This is a genomic window from Bacillus sp. 204(2023) (assembly GCF_037027505.1).
Lineage (GTDB): Bacteria > Bacillota > Bacilli > Bacillales > Bacillaceae > Bacillus > Bacillus subtilis.
Map to the genome: position 1 here is coordinate 217,781 of NZ_JAXCHE010000003.1, position 16,700 is coordinate 234,480.

A 16,700-nucleotide genomic window follows, 5' to 3' on the forward strand; every position below is an offset into this window, starting at 1 on the left:
AATACTCAAATAAAGGCAGGTCGAAACATGCGCACGTCTCCCAGGATGAAATGGTTTGTATTGCTGTTTACGTTTGTTTTCGCCATCGGAATGAACTCATTCAGAAATTCCTTTCAATTTTTTATGCTGCCAATGGCGGATGCCTTCCATGCCGACAGGTCGCTGATCTCGGTTTCTGTCAGCATTTTTATGATCACAACCGGCATCGTCCAGTTTTTTGTCGGTTTTTTCATCGACCGTTTCAGTGTCAGAAAAATTATGGCGCTTGGAGCTGTCTGCATCAGCGCAAGCTTTTTGGTGCTTCCTTATTCACCGAATGTTCATGTGTTTTCCGCCATTTACGGTGTGCTTGGCGGAATCGGCTATTCCTGCGCGGTCGGCGTGACGACCCAGTATTTCATCAGCCGTTGGTTTGACACACACAAAGGTCTGGCGCTTGCTATTTTGACCAATGCCAACTCTGCGGGCCTGCTGCTTCTCTCGCCCATTTGGGCTGCGGCTCCGTATCATGCCGGCTGGCAGAGCACCTATACGATTTTGGGAATCGTCATGGCGGCTGTTCTGCTGCCGCTCCTCGTCTTTGGGATGAAGCACCCGCCACATGCGCAAGCGGAGTCTGTGAAAAAATCTTATGATTGGCGGGGATTTTGGAACGTAATGAAGCAATCCCGCCTCATTCATATCCTGTACTTCGGCGTGTTTACTTGCGGATTTACGATGGGAATTATTGATGCTCACCTCGTCCCGATACTGAAGGATGCGCATGTCTCTCATGTCAACGGAATGATGGCCGCGTTCGGAGCATTTATCATCATTGGTGGATTATTGGCGGGCTGGCTGTCCGATCTCCTCGGCAGCAGAAGCGTCATGCTATCCATCTTATTTTTCATTCGGCTGCTCAGCCTCATTTGCCTGCTCATTCCCATTCTCGGAATTCATCACAGCGAACTTTGGTATTTTGGCTTTATCCTGTTATTTGGACTCAGTTACACAGGCGTGATCCCGCTGACCGCGGCATCTATTTCTGAAAGCTATCATTCAGGATTGATCGGCTCGCTGTTAGGCATCAATTTCTTTATCCATCAGGTTGCCGGAGCTCTCAGCGTGTATGCGGGCGGTTTGTTTTTTGACATGACTCATGGTTATTTGCTGATTGTCGCTGTGTGCATCGTGTTTGTGGGTTTATCGGCTGTAATAGAGCTGGTGCCGTTTTTAGATAAACAAAAGGCAAAAGAAACCCACCAATCAATATAAAAGGATCAGCACTGTCAATGCTGATCCTTTTTAAATTTGAGTTTTTTTGTTTCGGTATTTTTAAGGATAATCTCCTTGAATCTGTTCATCTCCACTTCGGAATGAAAAAAATGTTTTGGTATTGCAATATATTGGCTGCTTGATGTATTGACCCTGAAGATATTTTTATATTCGAAAACAGCTGTGATTTCATCCCAATTGAAAATGAGGTCATATTTTTTAGAACATATACGAATTCCTTCTTGGTTCAGAGTATATGTTCTTTTAGATTTCATCCGTTCGTTCTTCTTGTATGCTCTTGAAAACTTCACATATAGAAGAAGGAGGAGCAGCAGTGTAAACAGAACGGACATCACGATAATCAACATACTGTTCATAAACAAGTTAAGCGCGTCACTGCCATAAACGATACGGGGCCATCCGTTAATGAAGTTAACTGCAGCAAATATGGCGCAAAACAACAGAAAGTAAAAACATGATAATTTTGCGAGTTGATAAAAAAAGATTTCTCTTACATCCTTAAAAGCGATTTCTCCTGGAAGATTGATACTTTCACTAGCATATTGAATCATACGGTAAACCTACACCTCTAACCATGTTTTTCCTTTCAGTCTAGCATAATTTCTCATTTTTTTGCAGGCATACCAGGGCGCTTTGTTTTTTTCTCCAGATTGATATTGCTCCCCACCACGCCAATCATAATACAAACAGCCCCGGCAAGATGATACCAGGCCAGGCTTTCGTTGAGAATCACAACTCCTGCAATCATCGTCACAATGGTAGATACATGATTAAAAGCGCTCATTTTAAACGCCTCAATTCGCGACAGCGTATAGTTAGACAGAAATGAAGTGACAAGTGAAGACAGCACGCCCAAATACACAATGGCGAGAACGAAGCCGGGCTCCCGGAACGGCAGAAAATAAGTGCCGACTGTTCCCGCCGCTCCGTGACGCACAAGGGCGATGGCGTTGAAGACGACAAAGCCGATGGCCGACATGATGTAGGTGAGCTCGGTCAGCTTGAACCGCTGCGTCATTTTTCTGGCAGCAGTATTGTACATCGCTGAAGACAAAGCGGACAATAGGATCAGCAAAGACCCTTTTAAGCTGGCTGATTCCACGTCAACGCCTTTCATCACAAAAATAAACATGACGCCGGCAACGGATAAAACCGTGAATCCCTTTTGCGTCCACGTTGGGCGTTCCTTTAAAACATAAGCGGCAAAGACCATCGTGAAAATCGGAATGGCTGCCTGAATAATTCCCGCTTCAGAGGAGGACGAGTACACAAGGCCGAATGCCTGAAAGCTGAAAAATAACGCGGGATACAGCAGGGCGAGCGGCAAAATGGCAATGACGTCCTTTACGCGGATTGATAGCTTTACCCAGCCGAATAAGATCGGTATAGTGGCCGCAGCAAACGCAATGGTGAACCGATGCGCCAAAATATCAAACGGCTCTGCTGTTTGCAGTGCGATTTTTACGAATAGAAAGGATAAACCGATAATGAACGAATATAAAATAGCCGCCATATAAGCGGGGGCTTGCTGATGTTTAACCATAATGGGAAGTGCTCCTTTACCTGAATTGCAGCGCCGGTCGCTCCCTTTATTGTATGGCCGCGGTCAGAACGGTACAATGAGAAAAACAATGAACTGTACCGGTACAAAACAGGGGGAGAAGGCATGGAGAAATATATGGGTCTAGTAACGAGGATAGAGGAGATGATGCAAAGCACCGCCTATCAAGAAGGAGACAGGATTCCATCTATCCGTCAGCTGTCCGCCCGCTACCAAGTCAGCAAAAGCACAGTGATCCGCGCGTTGCAGGAGCTGGAAAAGCGCCACCTTATCTATTCTGTTCCGAAAAGCGGCTATTATATTGTGAAAAAGACGGGAAAAGCCAAAAGCGGGCAGCAGGGTCCCATCGACTTTGCCACATCTGCGCCGGACCCAGATGTGTTTCCGTATCTTGATTTTCAGCACTGTATCAACAAAGCGATTGATACATACAAGAACGATTTGTTTATTTATGGGACGCCAAAGGGTCTTCCATCACTCATCCGTGTACTCCGAAAGCTCTTGGCCACTCAACAGGTATTTGCGGATGAACGGCATATTTTCATTACATCAGGTGTCCAGCAGGCGTTATCCTTGCTTTGTGCCATGCCGTTCCCAAATGGGAAAGAGAAGATCGCCATTGAACAGCCGGGCTACCATTTGATGGTCGAACAGCTTGAGACGCTCGGGATTCCCGCCATCGGGGTGAAACGAATGGAAGAAGGGCTTGATATAGCCGAGGTTGAGCGGTTATTTCAAACAGAATCGATTAAATTTTTTTATACGATGCCGCGCTTCCATAACCCGCTTGGCTGCTCATTGTCAGAGCGTGATAAACAGGAGCTTGTGAGACTGGCAGAAGCGTATGATGTCTATCTCGTTGAGGATGATTACCTCGGTGATCTGGAGGAAAATAAAAAGGCAGATCCGCTGTACGCATATGATCTGTCCTCACATGTCATCTATTTGAAAAGCTTCTCGAAAATGATGTTCCCCGGCCTTCGCGTGGGGGCGGCTGTTTTACCCGAAGCGCTGACTGACACGTTCTATGCGTACAAAAAGCTGAACGACATCGACTGTTCAATGATTTCTCAAGCGGCATTGGAGATTTACCTGAAAAGCGGTATGTACGGCAGGCATAAGGAGAAAATCAGAGATTCTTATAAAGAGCGGTCACTGAGGCTACATCAAGCCATTCGAACTCACAGGCAGCTGGGAAGCGGACGCTTTACGTTCTCCAGCGGGCAGGCACCCTGTATGCACACCCATCTGGTGCTTCCTCAGGATCTGCCCGCCTCAAGAGTGATTCATATACTGAAAAAACAAGGGGTTCTCCTTGAGGCGATAGACCGTCATTATTTATCAGATTATCCGAAAGAAAATCTATTGAAAATCAATATTTCCAATGTGAAAACGGAAGATATTGAGCGCGGTGTCAAACTGTTGATGAGCCATTTATAAAAGCTCTTCGTACGAGACCATTGTGATATCCTCGGGGAAATCAGGGTGTGCGGCGCATACAGCCATTTTGTAGCCGGGATCGACCTCATACGTTTTGATATAGCATGGGGAATGACTGTCCGGAAGCTCAATGGATACTTGTCCGTCCTGGTGCAGGCGCACTGAAAAGGAATCAAGCGGAAGCGATAAGCCTTTGCCTTCCTGTTTGATAAAGCTTTCTTTCATTGACCATAGATGATAAAAATAGTCTGTCTGCTCGTCCTTGTCTTTTGCTAAAAGGTCGCTGTACTCTGTTTTTGAAAAGAAGCGCTTGGCGATCTCAAGGCTGATCGGTTTCGTTTTTTCGATATCTATGCCGATCGGCTGTGAATCAAACGCACCAATGACCCAGCGGCCGGAGTGAGAAATGTTGAAATGAGCGTCGGGAAGATCAGGGATGCACGGCTTCCCGTATTCCTGCGTGCTAAAGCGGATATCGGATTTGTCCAACTGATATTGCCTGCTTATGACTGAGCGAACGAGCACATCTCCCAGCAGGGTGCGGTGAGCATCTTCTTTATGATAAAATCTCCGGCATTTCTCCCGTTTTTCAGGTGATATGAAAGACATGAACCGTTCATTTTCTTCCTGTGAAAGCGGGCGGTCCATATAAATTCCGTAAATCTTCATTCTAGATCCTCCGTCTGCAAAAGATTGTCAAAACCATCCTATCATACTTCCACAAGACTCATATAGAGGAGAAAATAAAAAAACAAAGCCAAGGCGGCTTTGTTTTAGTGGACAGGCGGAGATGCTTTCACAGCGGCTGTCCGCCTTGCCACAGCATAATTCAGCAGCTGGATTGACTGCGGCAATGAAAAGCGCAAAATAAGTCCGGTGAGGATGGCGGTCAAAATGGTGCCAAAACCGATCGGGCCGCCCATGCCCCATGCCGCAAACAAAATGGTTATTTCCATGCCGTTCCGCACCCATTGCACATTCCAGCCGGTTTTTTCCGTAATCAGCATCATCAGTGAATCACGCGGCCCCGCACCAAGGCCTGCTGATACATAAACACCGACGCCGTAACCGATCAGAACCACGCCTAGAGAGAAGACGATGATCGAGCCTGTGTAGGTCGAGGGGGCAGGCAGAATGAAATTGAAAAAATCTATAAATACACCGATGAGCACCATATTCAGGAGGGCCCCAATTTTCGGCCAAGCTCTCGTAAACAATGACGTGAATCCGACGATGAGCGCTCCAATAATGATGGACCACTGGCCGACGGTAAGCCCGAAGTGCTGAAACAGGCTGTAATGAAATGCATCCCACGGACTAATGCCGAGTGCTTTTCCTTCTATCGTCAGGGATACACCAAAAGCCAAAATGATCAAACCGGCAAAATAAAATGTCCAGCGCAGAACAAGTTCTTGCTTCACGTGAGGTCCCTTCTTTCGTAAAAATCAGTCGATTGTCATTGTAGCACATCTGACAGAAGGGCGGAATAGGCGAAAGGGGCTCAACAAAAAAACAGGGCCGCCGCAGGCGCCCTGTTTCAGCGTGTTGGAAATCCCTTGCATTCGTTGTCAGGCCTGCGCTTCGGTGCTCACGAATTTCACATTCGCTGTGCTCCAATGCTCGCCCTTCTTAGACTTCAAAGGTTTTCAATCACGCTGAAAATCACAAAATCCTAAAACGAAAATCGTTTTAGGATTTTGTCAACAATCTGTAACAGGGCGCAGGCGCCCTGTTTTTCTTATTACAGCGGGTTCAAAATCCGGTTCAAGAACCGCTGTGTCCGTTCTTCTTTTGGTGCGGAGAAAATTTGCTCCGGCGGTCCTTGCTCCACGATAACGCCGCCGTCGATGAAGATGACTTCATCCGCAACTTCCTGCGCGAACTTGATTTCGTGGGTCACGACGACCATGGTCCAGCCTTCATTGGCCAAGTCCTTGATAACCTTCAGCACCTCTCCGACAAGCTCGGGATCAAGCGCTGAGGTCGGTTCGTCAAACAGCATGAGCTCAGGCTGAATCGCCAGTGCGCGGGCGATGCCGACGCGCTGCTGCTGTCCGCCGGAAAGCTGGAATGGATATAAATCCATTTTGTCTTTCAATCCGACTTTATCAAGAAGCTGAATCGCTTCTTTTCTGACTTCCTCTTTGTTCCGTTTTTGCACCTGAACAGGGCCCTCCATCACGTTTTCGAGGGCTGTGCGGTGCGGGAACAGGTGATACGCCTGAAACACCATTCCGGATTTTCGGCGAAGCTTTAGGATATCCGCCTGTTTCACCTTTTTGGAGAAATCGATGGAGAAATCATCAAATGCAAGCTCTCCGCGATTCGGGATCTCCAGAGCGTTCAGGCAGCGGAGCAGCGTCGTTTTCCCTGAACCTGAAGGCCCAAGTATGGCGATGACTTTTCCTTTTTCAATCTTCATATCTATCTTTTTTAAAATTTCATTTTCACCGAATGATTTGTTTAATCCTTTAACGGTAAGCATACTCGGAACCTCCTTATTTGGCCACGTAGCGGTCAAGACGCCGTTCGATGACATGCTGGACGAGTGAGAGCAGGAAGCAGATAATCCAATAAATAAAGGCTGCTTCAATATAGATCACTAAAATTTGATCAAGATTCCGCGCGCCGATTTCCTGGGCTTTTCTGAACAGCTCAGCGACCAGAATTTGAGAGGCGAGGGATGTATCTTTAATCAGGCTGATAAAGGTATTGGATAATGGCGGGATCGACACACGAAACGCCTGCGGCAAAATGACGCGGAACAGTGTTTTCTGATGTGTCATGCCGATCGTGTATCCGGCTTCCCATTGCCCTTTCGGCACGGATAAAATGGATGCCCGTATGATTTCAGATGCATAGGCGCCGACGTTTAATGAAAAGGCAATAACTGCGCTTGGAAATGGATCTAATGTGATGTTAAAGGCTGGGAACAGATAGAAAATGATGAACAATTGAACGAGAAGAGGAGTGCCGCGTATTGCAGATACGTATACGCTGAACACCCATCTCAAAGGTCTCACTTTCGACATTCTGGCAAGCGCCGTAATCAGCGCCAGGATCATTCCAAATATAAAGGAAAGAATCGTAAGGGGAATCGTATAATAGATTCCCCCTGAAAGTATCGGCCAGAATGACTGCTGCACCAGATCCCACGGGATCGCCGTGCCAAGCGTCAATGCCGGCAGATTATTTAGAAACATCTTCGCCGAACCATTTTTTAGAGATTTTAGAAAGAGTCCCGTCCTCTTTCATTTCTTTTAATGCTTTGTTGACTTGATCAACAACCTCGCCGCTTCCTTTACGGAACGTGAAATAGGTTGACTGCGGATCGCCTGTTTCAAACGCGATTTTCACGTTTTTGTTGCCGGATGTTTTCAGGTAGTTCAATACGGCAAGCTTATCGTTGTAAGTCATATCAACGCGGCCTTGCTGGATCAATTGAAGAGCCTGTGCCATGCCCTCAACGCCTTCTACTTTCGCGCCGGCATTTGTAGCTAATTTGTTGTAGTTGCTTGTCAGTGATTGAGCTGATGTTTTTCCTTTTACATCTGCTTCAGACTTAATATCGTTGTTGTCTGTTTTCGTCACGACAACGGCTCTTGATGTTGTGTATTTATCTGAGAAATCATACTTGTTTTCACGGTCTGTTTTTCCGACTTGGTTGGCAATGACGTCAAACCGTTTGGAATTCAGGCCGGCAAACATGCTGTCCCATTGTGTTTCTTTAAAATCGGCTTTAAGCCCGAGGCGTTTTGCGACTTCTGTGATAACTTCGACATCATAGCCAGTCAGTTTATCAGTGTCTTTGTCGTGGTAAGTGAACGGCTCATATGTTCCTTCCGTTCCGACTGTGAGCACACCTTTTTTCTTAATTGAAGCCCAAAGATCGCCATCTTTGGCATTATCTTTTGACTGATTGTCATTTCCTGCTCCGCAAGCTGCAAGAGCTGCAATACTTACGACCATGAATAAAGCCAATAATGCTTTTTTCATCTTATTCCCCACTTTTCTGGTTGATTTTATTGAAATAAAAAAATAGCTTACAAATCTAAAGGATAACTTTTTTTTAGTATGAGTCAAGTAATTGGTTTTCATAAGGCAAAATCTTTTAAAATAAATCCAAAAATTGCTGTGCCGGTTTAGGCAAATAACTGTCCGTTCTCCACATGACAGCCGGTGTCATAATGAAGGGATTATTTTCGATATGAACGGTGTGAACGTGATTTCTCATATGAACGGGAATCATTGTGACAGGCAAAATAGACGCGCCGAATCCGGATGACACGAGGCTGAGCAAAGTTGCAGAGTCGTGGCATTCACAAACAATGCGCGGCTCCAGGTTCAAACGATGAAATTCATTCATGACCTGATTATAGACGCCTTTTCCGTTGACAGGCCTCAGCAGGATCAGCGGAAATGAAGGAATGTCCTCCATCTTAATGGTGTCTCCGCACGGATATCCGGCTTCATCTGAAAGCACGAGCACACATGGAATGTCATCAAGCTGCTTGAATTGTACCGTGTCACTTTTGATCAGTGTTGTCGTGACCGCCGCATCGATTTGCCGGCTTTCCAGCAGTTCCAACAGTGTCGTGGGTTCATTTTCCCAAATATTAAAGGTGAGAAGGGGGTATCTCTCTTTGATCTGTGTTACTTTTTCAAGCATCAGAGCCGCGCAATAAATCGTTGATCCCACGGCAAGTGTGCCGGCTACTTCCTCCTTCAGCTCCTGTACCTCAATGACTGCATCTTCAAACCTATGCAGAATCTCTTTTGCTCTTTTTAGAAAAACAGCTCCTTCATATGTAAGAGTCATTTGTTTTTTCTTGTTCCGGTCAAACAGAACAACACCAAGTTCGTCCTCCAGCTGTTTGAGCTGCCTGCTTAAAGGCGGCTGCGCCATGTGAAGCTTTTTGGCTGCGGACGTAATTTTCTGTTCTTGGGCAATGGTAATGAAGTATCGAAGCTGGCGAATATCCAAAAGAAAGCGCCTCCTTTTCATACCTTTTAGGTATTAAATATAGATTTAATAGATATTTTTCATATGGATATATCAGGAGTATGATTGAAATGAAAGCAGAATTCAAGCGTAAAGGAGGGGGCAAAGTGAAACTCGTTGTCGGAATGACAGGGGCAACAGGGGCCATTTTCGGGGTCAGGCTGCTACAGTGGCTGAAGGCCGCCGGAGTGGAAACCCATCTCGTTGTGTCTCCTTGGGCAAACGTCACGATCAAACATGAAACAGGCTATACCTTACAAGAAGTAGAACAACTGGCCACATACACTTACTCACATAAGGATCAGGCGGCAGCCATTTCAAGCGGGTCGTTTGATACCGATGGAATGATTGTTGCGCCGTGCAGCATGAAATCTCTCGCAAGCATTCGCACCGGCATGGCGGATAATCTGCTGACACGTGCGGCGGATGTCATGCTCAAGGAGAGAAAAAAACTCGTTCTCTTAACGAGAGAGACGCCTTTGAACCAGATTCATCTCGAAAATATGCTAGCGCTTACGAAAATGGGCACCATCATTCTTCCTCCGATGCCGGCATTTTATAATCAGCCGAGCAGCTTAGAGGAAATGGTTGACCATATTGTATTCAGAACGTTGGACCAATTCGGCATTCGGCTTCCTGAAGCGAAGCGCTGGAATGGGATTGAAAAACAAAAAGGAGGAGCTTGATCATGGCTTATCAAGATTTCAGAGAATTTCTCGCTGCCCTTGAAAAAGAAGGACAGCTGCTTACAGTGAATGAAGAGGTAAAGCCGGAACCGGATTTAGGGGCCGCCGCACGGGCAGCCAGCAATCTTGGCGATAAAAGCCCCGCGCTCTTATTTAACAACATTTATGGCTATCATAACGCGCGAATTGCGATGAATGTCATCGGCTCTTGGCCAAACCATGCGATGATGCTGGGCATGCCAAAAGACACGCCGGTAAAAGAACAGTTTTTTGAATTCGCAAAGCGTTATGACCAATTTCCGATGCCGGTCAAACGTGAGGAAACAGCGCCATTTCATGAAAATGAAATCACAGAAGATATCAATTTGTTCGATATACTGCCTCTTTTCAGAATAAACCAAGGAGACGGAGGCTACTATCTAGACAAAGCGTGTGTTATTTCTCGTGATCTAGAGGACCCTGACAACTTCGGCAAACAAAATGTCGGCATTTACAGAATGCAGGTCAAAGGAAAAGACCGCCTTGGCATTCAGCCTGTCCCGCAGCACGATATTGCAATCCATCTGCGCCAAGCTGAAGAACGCGGCATCAATCTTCCGGTCACCATTGCGCTTGGCTGCGAGCCGGTCATTACAACGGCGGCATCGACTCCGCTTCTCTATGATCAATCAGAATACGAAATGGCAGGTGCGATTCAAGGCGAACCATATCGCATCGTCAAATCCAAGCTGTCTGATCTTGATGTTCCGTGGGGCGCTGAAGTGGTGCTTGAAGGTGAGATTATTGCCGGAGAGCGCGAATATGAAGGGCCGTTCGGCGAATTCACAGGCCATTATTCCGGCGGACGCAGCATGCCGATTATCAAAATTAAACGCGTCTATCACAGAAACAATCCGATCTTTGAACATTTATACTTAGGCATGCCTTGGACAGAATGCGATTACATGATCGGCATTAACACATGCGTGCCGCTTTATCAGCAGTTAAAAGAAGCGTATCCGAACGAAATTGTGGCAGTGAACGCCATGTACACACACGGTTTAATCGCGATTGTTTCCACAAAAACCCGCTATGGCGGATTTGCGAAAGCGGTCGGCATGCGCGCACTCACAACGCCGCACGGACTCGGCTACTGCAAAATGGTCATTGTCGTTGATGAGGATGTCGATCCATTCAACCTTCCGCAGGTCATGTGGGCGCTTTCGACCAAAATGCATCCGAAACACGATGCGGTCATCATTCCGGACTTATCTGTCCTGCCGCTTGATCCGGGATCCAATCCATCAGGAATCACTCACAAAATGATTCTCGACGCCACTACACCGGTTGCGCCGGAAACAAGAGGCCATTATTCACAGCCGCTTGATTCTCCGCTAACAACGAAAGAATGGGAACAAAAACTAATGGACTTAATGAATAAATAAGGAAAGGATGTTCGAAATGCATACATGTCCTCGATGCGACTCAAAAAAGGGAGAAGTCATGAGCAAATCGCCTGTAGAAGGCGCATGGGAAGTTTATCAGTGCCAAACATGCTTTTTTACATGGAGATCCTGTGAACCGGAAAGCATTACAAATCCCGAAAAATACAATCCAGCGTTTAAAATTGACCCAAAGGAAACAGAAACAGCAATTGAAGTTCCGGCGGTGCCGGAACGAAAGGCTTGATCCGCGTGAACTGTATGTCAGACCGTCTCTTTGAACTGCTTGACGGGAGCTGCCTGAATGAGAAGCAGCATGAGGCCTTCGTTCTGCAAACAGTATCAGAGGATGGCTGGCCGCATGCCGCTATGATCAGTGCAGGTGAAATCATCGCGCTGAGCCGAACTGATATCCGAATCGCTCTGTGGAAAAACACAATGACTTCGGCCAACATCCTTCGTACAGGAAAAGCACAGTTCACGGCGTGGTGGAAGGGAGCGGCCTATTATGTAAAGCTTGAATGCGCGCCTTTACCGCCTTTGAAAGATGCTGAATATGATAGAGACCGTTTTTCCTGCCGCATCGTTTCAGTGAAGGAGGACGTTGCGAAATACGCTGATTTGACTTCAGGTGTCCGTATACAGCTTCACAGCGCTGAAGAGGTGCTGAGCAGATGGGAAAAGACCCTGGAAGATTTAAAGCGGTAATATCGATAGCCTGACGCCATGCGTCAGGCTTTTTTTATATAATGAAAACAAAGGGGGTGTGAGAAATGGAAACGTGCGGGGATCTGTCACTCGGACGGCTTTGATTTAGCTTATCGAATTGAGGGCGAGGGCGCACCCATCCTTGTGATCGGGAGTGCGGTTTACTACCCGCGCCTTTTTTCCTCAGATATCAAACAGAAATATCAATGGGTCTTTGTCGACCATAGGGGATTTGCTAAGCCTAAGCGGGAGCTTCGTGCGGAGGATTCGAGGCTTGATGCCGTCTTGGCTGATATCGAAAGGATGAGAACATTTCTTCAGCTTAAGGATGTTACTATCCTGGGACATTCCGGGCACGCTTTTATGGCTTTAGAGTATGCCAGGACATATCCCAAACAAGTTCGGAAGGTGGCGCTCTTCAATACTGCGCCTGATAACAGTGAAGAAAGACAGCGAAAAAGTGAATCATTTTTCATGGGAACAGCCAGTCTTGAGAGAAAGAAGCGCTTTGAAAAAGACATCGCGAATTTGCCACAGGACATCGAAAAAGATCCTGAAAGGCGCTTTGTGCACATGTGTATTCGCGCTGAAGCAAAAAGCTTTTATCAAGAGCGGCCGCATGCAGCTGCCTTATGGGATGCAGTTGACGGTTTATATCCCCATGTGGATAAGGTTATTTTTGAAAGGAGCGGCCATCAGCCGATGCTGGAAGAACCGGAAGCCTTTGATCAAAGCTTCAGCAAATGGCTGGATCAATAAAAAAACAGCCCGCAGATCAAAATCCGCGGGCTGTTTCTGATTATAAGACCCCTTTCATCGCGCGTTTGATCATCGGCGAGAGTAGCAGGAGAATGCCGCCAAGAACGATAGAAATCAAACCGATGGTGCCGAAGTACATTGTTTCAGGAATTTTATCAAACAATTCGGCTACTTGGGCATTGATCGCTTGGGCTGCTGCGTTCGTCAGAAACCACATACTCATTGTCTGTGCAGAGAAGGCAGCTGGTGCCAGTTTCGTTGTCACGGATAAACCGACTGGAGACAGGCACAGCTCTCCAAGCACGACAAGCAGGAAGCTGAGAACGAGCCAAAGCGGGCTTACGAGTGCTTCTTTTCCTTGCATAGCAGGGAATACCATAATGATAAATGACAATCCGGCTAAAATAATTCCGATTGAGAATTTAACTGGTGTAGACGGCTGGCGTTTGCCAAGCTTCATCCAGAGCCATGCGAATATTGGCGCAAAAATGACGACAAACAATGGATTTAATGATTGGAACCAAGATGACTGAAGTTCGAATCCGCCCAATGAAAGTCTTATGCGTTCATCAGCGTATACCGCAAGAATGGTCGCTCCCTGTTCCTGAATGGCCCAGAACATGACAGCACCGATAAACAAAGGAACGTAAGCGGCAAGACGGGATTTTTCTGTTTTGTCCGCTTTTTTGCTTGTAAACATGATGATGAAATAAATAACAGGAATCAAAATACCGAGAATACTTACAAGGTCGATGAAACGCTTGATCGTCAGCACGCCTGTTTGTACAGAGATAATCACTGCGATCGCCACGATGATAACACCGATTCCGGTGCCAATCGCAGATTTTTTAGACAGCGGATTCGGCACATTGGAACCTGCAAGCCCGAGGTTTTTCTTTCTTGTCAAAGCAAAAACGATAAGTCCGAGAAGCATTCCGACCGCGGCAGCTCCGAAGCCGAGATGATAGTTGTACTTCTGTCCGAGTGTTCCGACAATTAACGGCGCAAGTAAACCACCGAGGTTAATCCCCATGTAGAAAATACTGAAACCTGAGTCGCGGCGCGGGTCTTCTTTCGTGTAAAGATCCCCAACCACGCTTGAAACGTTTGGTTTTAATAAGCCTGTTCCGACAATGATAAGCACCATACTGATATAGAATGCGATCGAACTGCCCGGATAGGCGAGTGCAATGTGGCCGAACATAATGAATATGCCGCCGTAAAACACGGTGTTTGCGGTACCGAATACCCGGTCAGCGAGCCATCCGCCAATAATGGTGGACATGTATACGAGTGATCCGTAAATCGACATAATGGCAACCGCAGTGCCCTTGTCAAAGCCGAGCCCTCCGTTTACCGTCTCTGTATACAAATAGTAAAGTAAGATTGCTCTCATTCCATAGTAAGAGAAACGCTCCCAAAATTCGGTGAAAAATAGTGTAAATAGTCCTCGCGGGTGACCAAAGAACCCTTTTTGCGGGACGCTTTTAATGATACTTTCGTTATCAATCGAAGCCATGTCAGCCAAACCCTTTCTAAAAAAAGTGTATTATAAAAATCATATTCTTATATAATACTTGTGTCAATATAATTTATACTCATTTCAAATAGTTCCATATTGGAAAAATTATAAATACCTAAAAATAGTGATTTCCTCCTGATTTTTAAACTTTTTATCGTGAGATTTTCTTACACAACTCTTCCTTTATATTTTTTTAATAAAATTTTAGAGAAATGTACAAGCAGATCGGGCCTTTGTGAGTAACATGATAGTAATCATAGAGAAGGAGGCTCGCAATTGGCTGAATTCATATTAAATGCAGCGGATTTCGGTGTTCCTGGAGATGGTAAAACGGATTCGACAGAACGGATTAATCAGTGCCTCAGTACAGCTGTTTCGAAAGGCTATCATACTGTCTGGTTTCCAAAGGGAACATATTTAATAGACGCAACGCTTGGCGGAGATCTTAATCAGAGGTTTCGTAACGCGGGGATCATTGTTCCCGGCAACCTTGAGATTATGATGGACCCCGAATGTATCATGAAAGTGATACCGAATAGTTCGTGGGGTTATTCCGCATTTTATGTAGGCAAGCAAGAGAATATAACCATTTCCGGGGGACAAATTATCGGCGAACGGGATGAGCATACGTATGCCTCGGCAGGGATAAGGTCAACCCATGAATGGGGCTTTGGCATATGTATTGAAGGATGCTCGAATGTTGTCATTGATGATGTGAAAATATCCGATTTTACCGGCGATGGGATCATAGTCAGCCCAAGGGGATTAAAGACCAATCAAGATTATCGAACGTCAGAGCAAATTATCATCCGCCGCTGTGAGGTTCGGCGGTCGAGGAGAAATAACATTTCCATTACCGGATGTGACATGGTCACGGTGGAGGAATGCTTGATTGAAGATGCCGGAACGGGGAATGGAACAGCGCCGAAATTCGGAATTGACATTGAAGGATATGGCGAAGGTGATGTTGATTATGAGGAACCGATTAATGTATCAATTCGCAATAACCACTTTGTTGGAAACGTTTCAAGTTCTGTGACCAATTTTAACGGGTATGGCATTTTAATAGAAGGAAATCACTCAGACAATACAATCAGCTACGGATATGGGACGCAAACAGTGATCAAGGGAAATATACTGAGGCGCCCTGAAGACGCGGCGGCTGCGCCAAGAGTCGGGATAACCGGACTCGGTGTATCACAAGGAAAAGAGACCAGTGATGCAGTGATCGCTGGCAACCTCATTACCGGATTTTCAACTGGAATTGATGTCAGGGGAAAGAGCGTTCTTGTGACGAACAACAAAATCAGCAACTTTGAAAACACAGGGATATTGGTTTATCAGTCTTCCGACGTAAAGGTAGACGGAAACCAAATTCAAAACGGACTGTCTGAAACAAGGCGCAGCATCGGTCTTCGCGCAGTGCTATCAGATGACATCGCTTTTCTGAATAACTGTCTCATTCAAGTCGTTGACGGTGTGAGCGTTTCGGGCGGAAACATGATCATTAAAGATAATCTCCTGAGAAAATTCAGCCGGGGCATTTGGATTGCTCAAGGGGACGCGGTGATTGAAGGGAATACACTGAATCCTGACGCGTTTGAAGCAGTGCCGGAATCATATTCTGTTTCCGTTACAAACAATGCCGGCGCTATCATCAAAAACAATACATTTAAAGAGTTTAAAAATTACCCCATCTACTGCTCCACAAGTGCAAAAACCTCAATTATCGGCAACCACTTAGAGAGATCTCCGCTTTTGGTCACCATCTATATCAGCGCCGGTGTGCATGAGATTTTTGATAATACCATTTCAGTCAACAGAACAGCCGGGAATCCGATTGTGATTTATCTCAATGGCTCTGCGGGTTCTATCATCTCAGGAAACACCATCAATAACCTCTCTGTGGGCACTGCGACAGCTATTCAAACAAACACGTCAACCAATTCCAAAATCATCGGCAACCGCATTTTTAAAGGGACTATCAACAAACACAGCAGTGATACAATAGACGGCAATATTATCGTCTGAAAAAAGCGCCCCCTCTAGGGGTTCTTTTTTTTCGATTTATAGATCACGTACATTTCTCTCACAAGTACTAACACAAAAAATAAAATCACGACCCATTCCGCAAATGTTGTCATCTTAAAGCTGGACATATTGTTATAAATGGCTTTTGTTAAACTGAACCCTTGAAGCATGTCCATCAATACAGAAATAGCTAATAAACAAATTAATATGACTCCTGTCACGCCCAATATCTTCATGCTTCATCATCCTCCGCTTTTAGTGTCTATCGTTGGCGGAGAAGTTATACCGCATCTAA

At 45.9% G+C, this 16,700-nt stretch carries 18 protein-coding genes; 8 read left to right on the top strand and 10 right to left on the bottom strand.

What is annotated here, in order from left to right:
• Positions 1-27 precede the first annotated feature (27 nt).
• Positions 28-1,254 (top strand): MFS transporter, encoded by a 1,227-nt coding sequence (locus WA279_RS08320; RefSeq protein WP_336155015.1) that lies wholly within the window; start codon positions 28-30, stop codon positions 1,252-1,254.
• 14 nt (positions 1,255-1,268) lie between these two features.
• Here WA279_RS08320 and WA279_RS08325 read toward each other — a convergent pair whose 3' ends face one another.
• Positions 1,269-1,826, bottom strand: coding sequence for a YcxB family protein (locus WA279_RS08325; RefSeq protein ID WP_133953699.1), 558 nt, complete (start codon positions 1,824-1,826; stop codon positions 1,269-1,271).
• 53 nt (positions 1,827-1,879) lie between these two features.
• Positions 1,880-2,818, bottom strand: coding sequence for a DMT family transporter (locus WA279_RS08330; RefSeq protein ID WP_015382749.1), 939 nt, complete (start codon positions 2,816-2,818; stop codon positions 1,880-1,882).
• Positions 2,819-2,941: 123 nt separating this feature from the next.
• Here WA279_RS08330 and WA279_RS08335 point away from each other — a divergent pair, with 123 nt between their 5' ends.
• Positions 2,942-4,276, top strand: coding sequence for an aminotransferase-like domain-containing protein (locus WA279_RS08335; RefSeq protein WP_336155019.1), 1,335 nt, complete (start codon positions 2,942-2,944; stop codon positions 4,274-4,276).
• Here the strand turns inward: WA279_RS08335 and WA279_RS08340 are convergent.
• The 6 genes from WA279_RS08340 to bsdA all read right to left on the bottom strand — a co-directional run bounded on the left by WA279_RS08340 (position 4,271) and on the right by bsdA (position 9,260).
• Positions 4,271-4,945 (bottom strand): 4'-phosphopantetheinyl transferase, encoded by a 675-nt coding sequence (locus WA279_RS08340; RefSeq protein ID WP_032726545.1) that lies wholly within the window; start codon positions 4,943-4,945, stop codon positions 4,271-4,273. The two genes, WA279_RS08335 and WA279_RS08340, sit on opposite strands and share 6 nt — an antisense overlap.
• 104 nt (positions 4,946-5,049) lie before the next feature.
• The gene (locus WA279_RS08345; RefSeq protein ID WP_014475783.1) at positions 5,050-5,697 is read right to left on the bottom strand and encodes a YczE/YyaS/YitT family protein; all 648 of its coding nucleotides are present in this window, start codon (positions 5,695-5,697) and stop codon (positions 5,050-5,052) included.
• A gap of 320 nt (positions 5,698-6,017) precedes the next feature.
• A complete protein-coding gene (gene tcyC / locus WA279_RS08350) occupies positions 6,018-6,761 on the bottom strand; it encodes a cystine ABC transporter ATP-binding protein TcyC (protein WP_003246629.1) in 744 nt (247 codons plus the stop codon).
• Positions 6,762-6,774: 13 nt separating this feature from the next.
• Positions 6,775-7,479, bottom strand: coding sequence for a cystine ABC transporter permease TcyB (gene tcyB / locus WA279_RS08355; protein ID WP_014662754.1), 705 nt, complete (start codon positions 7,477-7,479; stop codon positions 6,775-6,777).
• Entirely contained in the window at positions 7,466-8,272 is an 807-nt protein-coding gene (tcyA, locus tag WA279_RS08360; RefSeq protein WP_336155022.1) for a cystine ABC transporter substrate-binding lipoprotein TcyA, read from the bottom strand. Before tcyA ends, tcyB begins: the two co-directional genes overlap by 14 nt.
• Before the next feature lie 115 nt (positions 8,273-8,387).
• Positions 8,388-9,260 carry a transcriptional regulator BsdA gene (gene bsdA, locus WA279_RS08365; RefSeq protein WP_336155024.1) on the bottom strand — a complete coding sequence of 291 codons (873 nt, stop codon included), beginning with the start codon at positions 9,258-9,260 and terminating at the stop codon, positions 8,388-8,390.
• Between the two features lie 89 nt (positions 9,261-9,349).
• Between bsdA and WA279_RS08370 the strand changes: the two genes are divergently transcribed.
• From WA279_RS08370 to WA279_RS08390, 5 genes are all read left to right on the top strand, one after another.
• Positions 9,350-9,964, top strand: coding sequence for a non-oxidative hydroxyarylic acid decarboxylases subunit B (locus WA279_RS08370; RefSeq protein ID WP_014478815.1), 615 nt, complete (start codon positions 9,350-9,352; stop codon positions 9,962-9,964).
• 2 nt (positions 9,965-9,966) lie between these two features.
• Complete coding sequence (gene bsdC / locus WA279_RS08375) at positions 9,967-11,388, top strand: phenolic acid decarboxylase BsdC (RefSeq protein WP_003234529.1); 1,422 nt, start codon at positions 9,967-9,969, stop codon at positions 11,386-11,388.
• 16 nt (positions 11,389-11,404) lie between these two features.
• Positions 11,405-11,632 carry a phenolic acid decarboxylase subunit BsdD gene (gene bsdD / locus WA279_RS08380; protein WP_010886405.1) on the top strand — a complete coding sequence of 76 codons (228 nt, stop codon included), beginning with the start codon at positions 11,405-11,407 and terminating at the stop codon, positions 11,630-11,632.
• Entirely contained in the window at positions 11,629-12,093 is a 465-nt protein-coding gene (locus WA279_RS08385; RefSeq protein WP_128737504.1) for a pyridoxamine 5'-phosphate oxidase family protein, read from the top strand. The genes bsdD and WA279_RS08385 overlap by 4 nt, the downstream gene beginning before the upstream one ends.
• A gap of 81 nt (positions 12,094-12,174) precedes the next feature.
• Positions 12,175-12,852, top strand: coding sequence for an alpha/beta fold hydrolase (locus WA279_RS08390; protein ID WP_336155224.1), 678 nt, complete (start codon positions 12,175-12,177; stop codon positions 12,850-12,852).
• Positions 12,853-12,892: 40 nt separating this feature from the next.
• On the opposite strand, the gene WA279_RS08395 is transcribed toward WA279_RS08390, so the two are convergent.
• On the bottom strand, positions 12,893-14,371 hold the full coding sequence (locus WA279_RS08395) for a peptide MFS transporter (RefSeq protein ID WP_336155027.1): 1,479 nt from the start codon (positions 14,369-14,371) through the stop codon (positions 12,893-12,895).
• A 279-nt stretch (positions 14,372-14,650) separates the two neighbouring features.
• On the opposite strand from WA279_RS08395, the gene WA279_RS08400 reads away from it, so the two are divergent.
• Positions 14,651-16,405, top strand: a complete 1,755-nt coding sequence (locus WA279_RS08400; protein WP_336155028.1) for a right-handed parallel beta-helix repeat-containing protein — start codon at positions 14,651-14,653, stop codon at positions 16,403-16,405.
• Positions 16,406-16,419: 14 nt separating this feature from the next.
• On the opposite strand, the gene WA279_RS08405 is transcribed toward WA279_RS08400, so the two are convergent.
• Positions 16,420-16,641 carry a hypothetical protein gene (locus WA279_RS08405; protein WP_088325300.1) on the bottom strand — a complete coding sequence of 74 codons (222 nt, stop codon included), beginning with the start codon at positions 16,639-16,641 and terminating at the stop codon, positions 16,420-16,422.
• Positions 16,642-16,700: the final 59 nt, after the last annotated feature.

What these genes read in the sequence shown, in the direction of transcription:
- WA279_RS08320 (WP_336155015.1), top strand. Translation starts at nt 28, where the DNA reads ATGCGCACGTCTCCCAGGATGAAATGGTTTGTATTGCTGTTTACGTTT.
- WA279_RS08325 (WP_133953699.1), bottom strand. Translation starts at nt 1,826, where the DNA reads ATGATTCAATATGCTAGTGAAAGTATCAATCTTCCAGGAGAAATCGCT.
- WA279_RS08330 (WP_015382749.1), bottom strand. Translation starts at nt 2,818, where the DNA reads ATGGTTAAACATCAGCAAGCCCCCGCTTATATGGCGGCTATTTTATAT.
- WA279_RS08335 (WP_336155019.1), top strand. Translation starts at nt 2,942, where the DNA reads ATGGAGAAATATATGGGTCTAGTAACGAGGATAGAGGAGATGATGCAA.
- WA279_RS08340 (WP_032726545.1), bottom strand. Translation starts at nt 4,945, where the DNA reads ATGAAGATTTACGGAATTTATATGGACCGCCCGCTTTCACAGGAAGAA.
- tcyC (WP_003246629.1), bottom strand. Translation starts at nt 6,761, where the DNA reads ATGCTTACCGTTAAAGGATTAAACAAATCATTCGGTGAAAATGAAATT.
- tcyB (WP_014662754.1), bottom strand. Translation starts at nt 7,479, where the DNA reads ATGTTTCTAAATAATCTGCCGGCATTGACGCTTGGCACGGCGATCCCG.
- tcyA (WP_336155022.1), bottom strand. Translation starts at nt 8,272, where the DNA reads ATGAAAAAAGCATTATTGGCTTTATTCATGGTCGTAAGTATTGCAGCT.
- WA279_RS08370 (WP_014478815.1), top strand. Translation starts at nt 9,350, where the DNA reads ATGAAAGCAGAATTCAAGCGTAAAGGAGGGGGCAAAGTGAAACTCGTT.
- bsdC (WP_003234529.1), top strand. Translation starts at nt 9,967, where the DNA reads ATGGCTTATCAAGATTTCAGAGAATTTCTCGCTGCCCTTGAAAAAGAA.
- bsdD (WP_010886405.1), top strand. Translation starts at nt 11,405, where the DNA reads ATGCATACATGTCCTCGATGCGACTCAAAAAAGGGAGAAGTCATGAGC.
- WA279_RS08395 (WP_336155027.1), bottom strand. Translation starts at nt 14,371, where the DNA reads ATGGCTTCGATTGATAACGAAAGTATCATTAAAAGCGTCCCGCAAAAA.
- WA279_RS08405 (WP_088325300.1), bottom strand. Translation starts at nt 16,641, where the DNA reads ATGAAGATATTGGGCGTGACAGGAGTCATATTAATTTGTTTATTAGCT.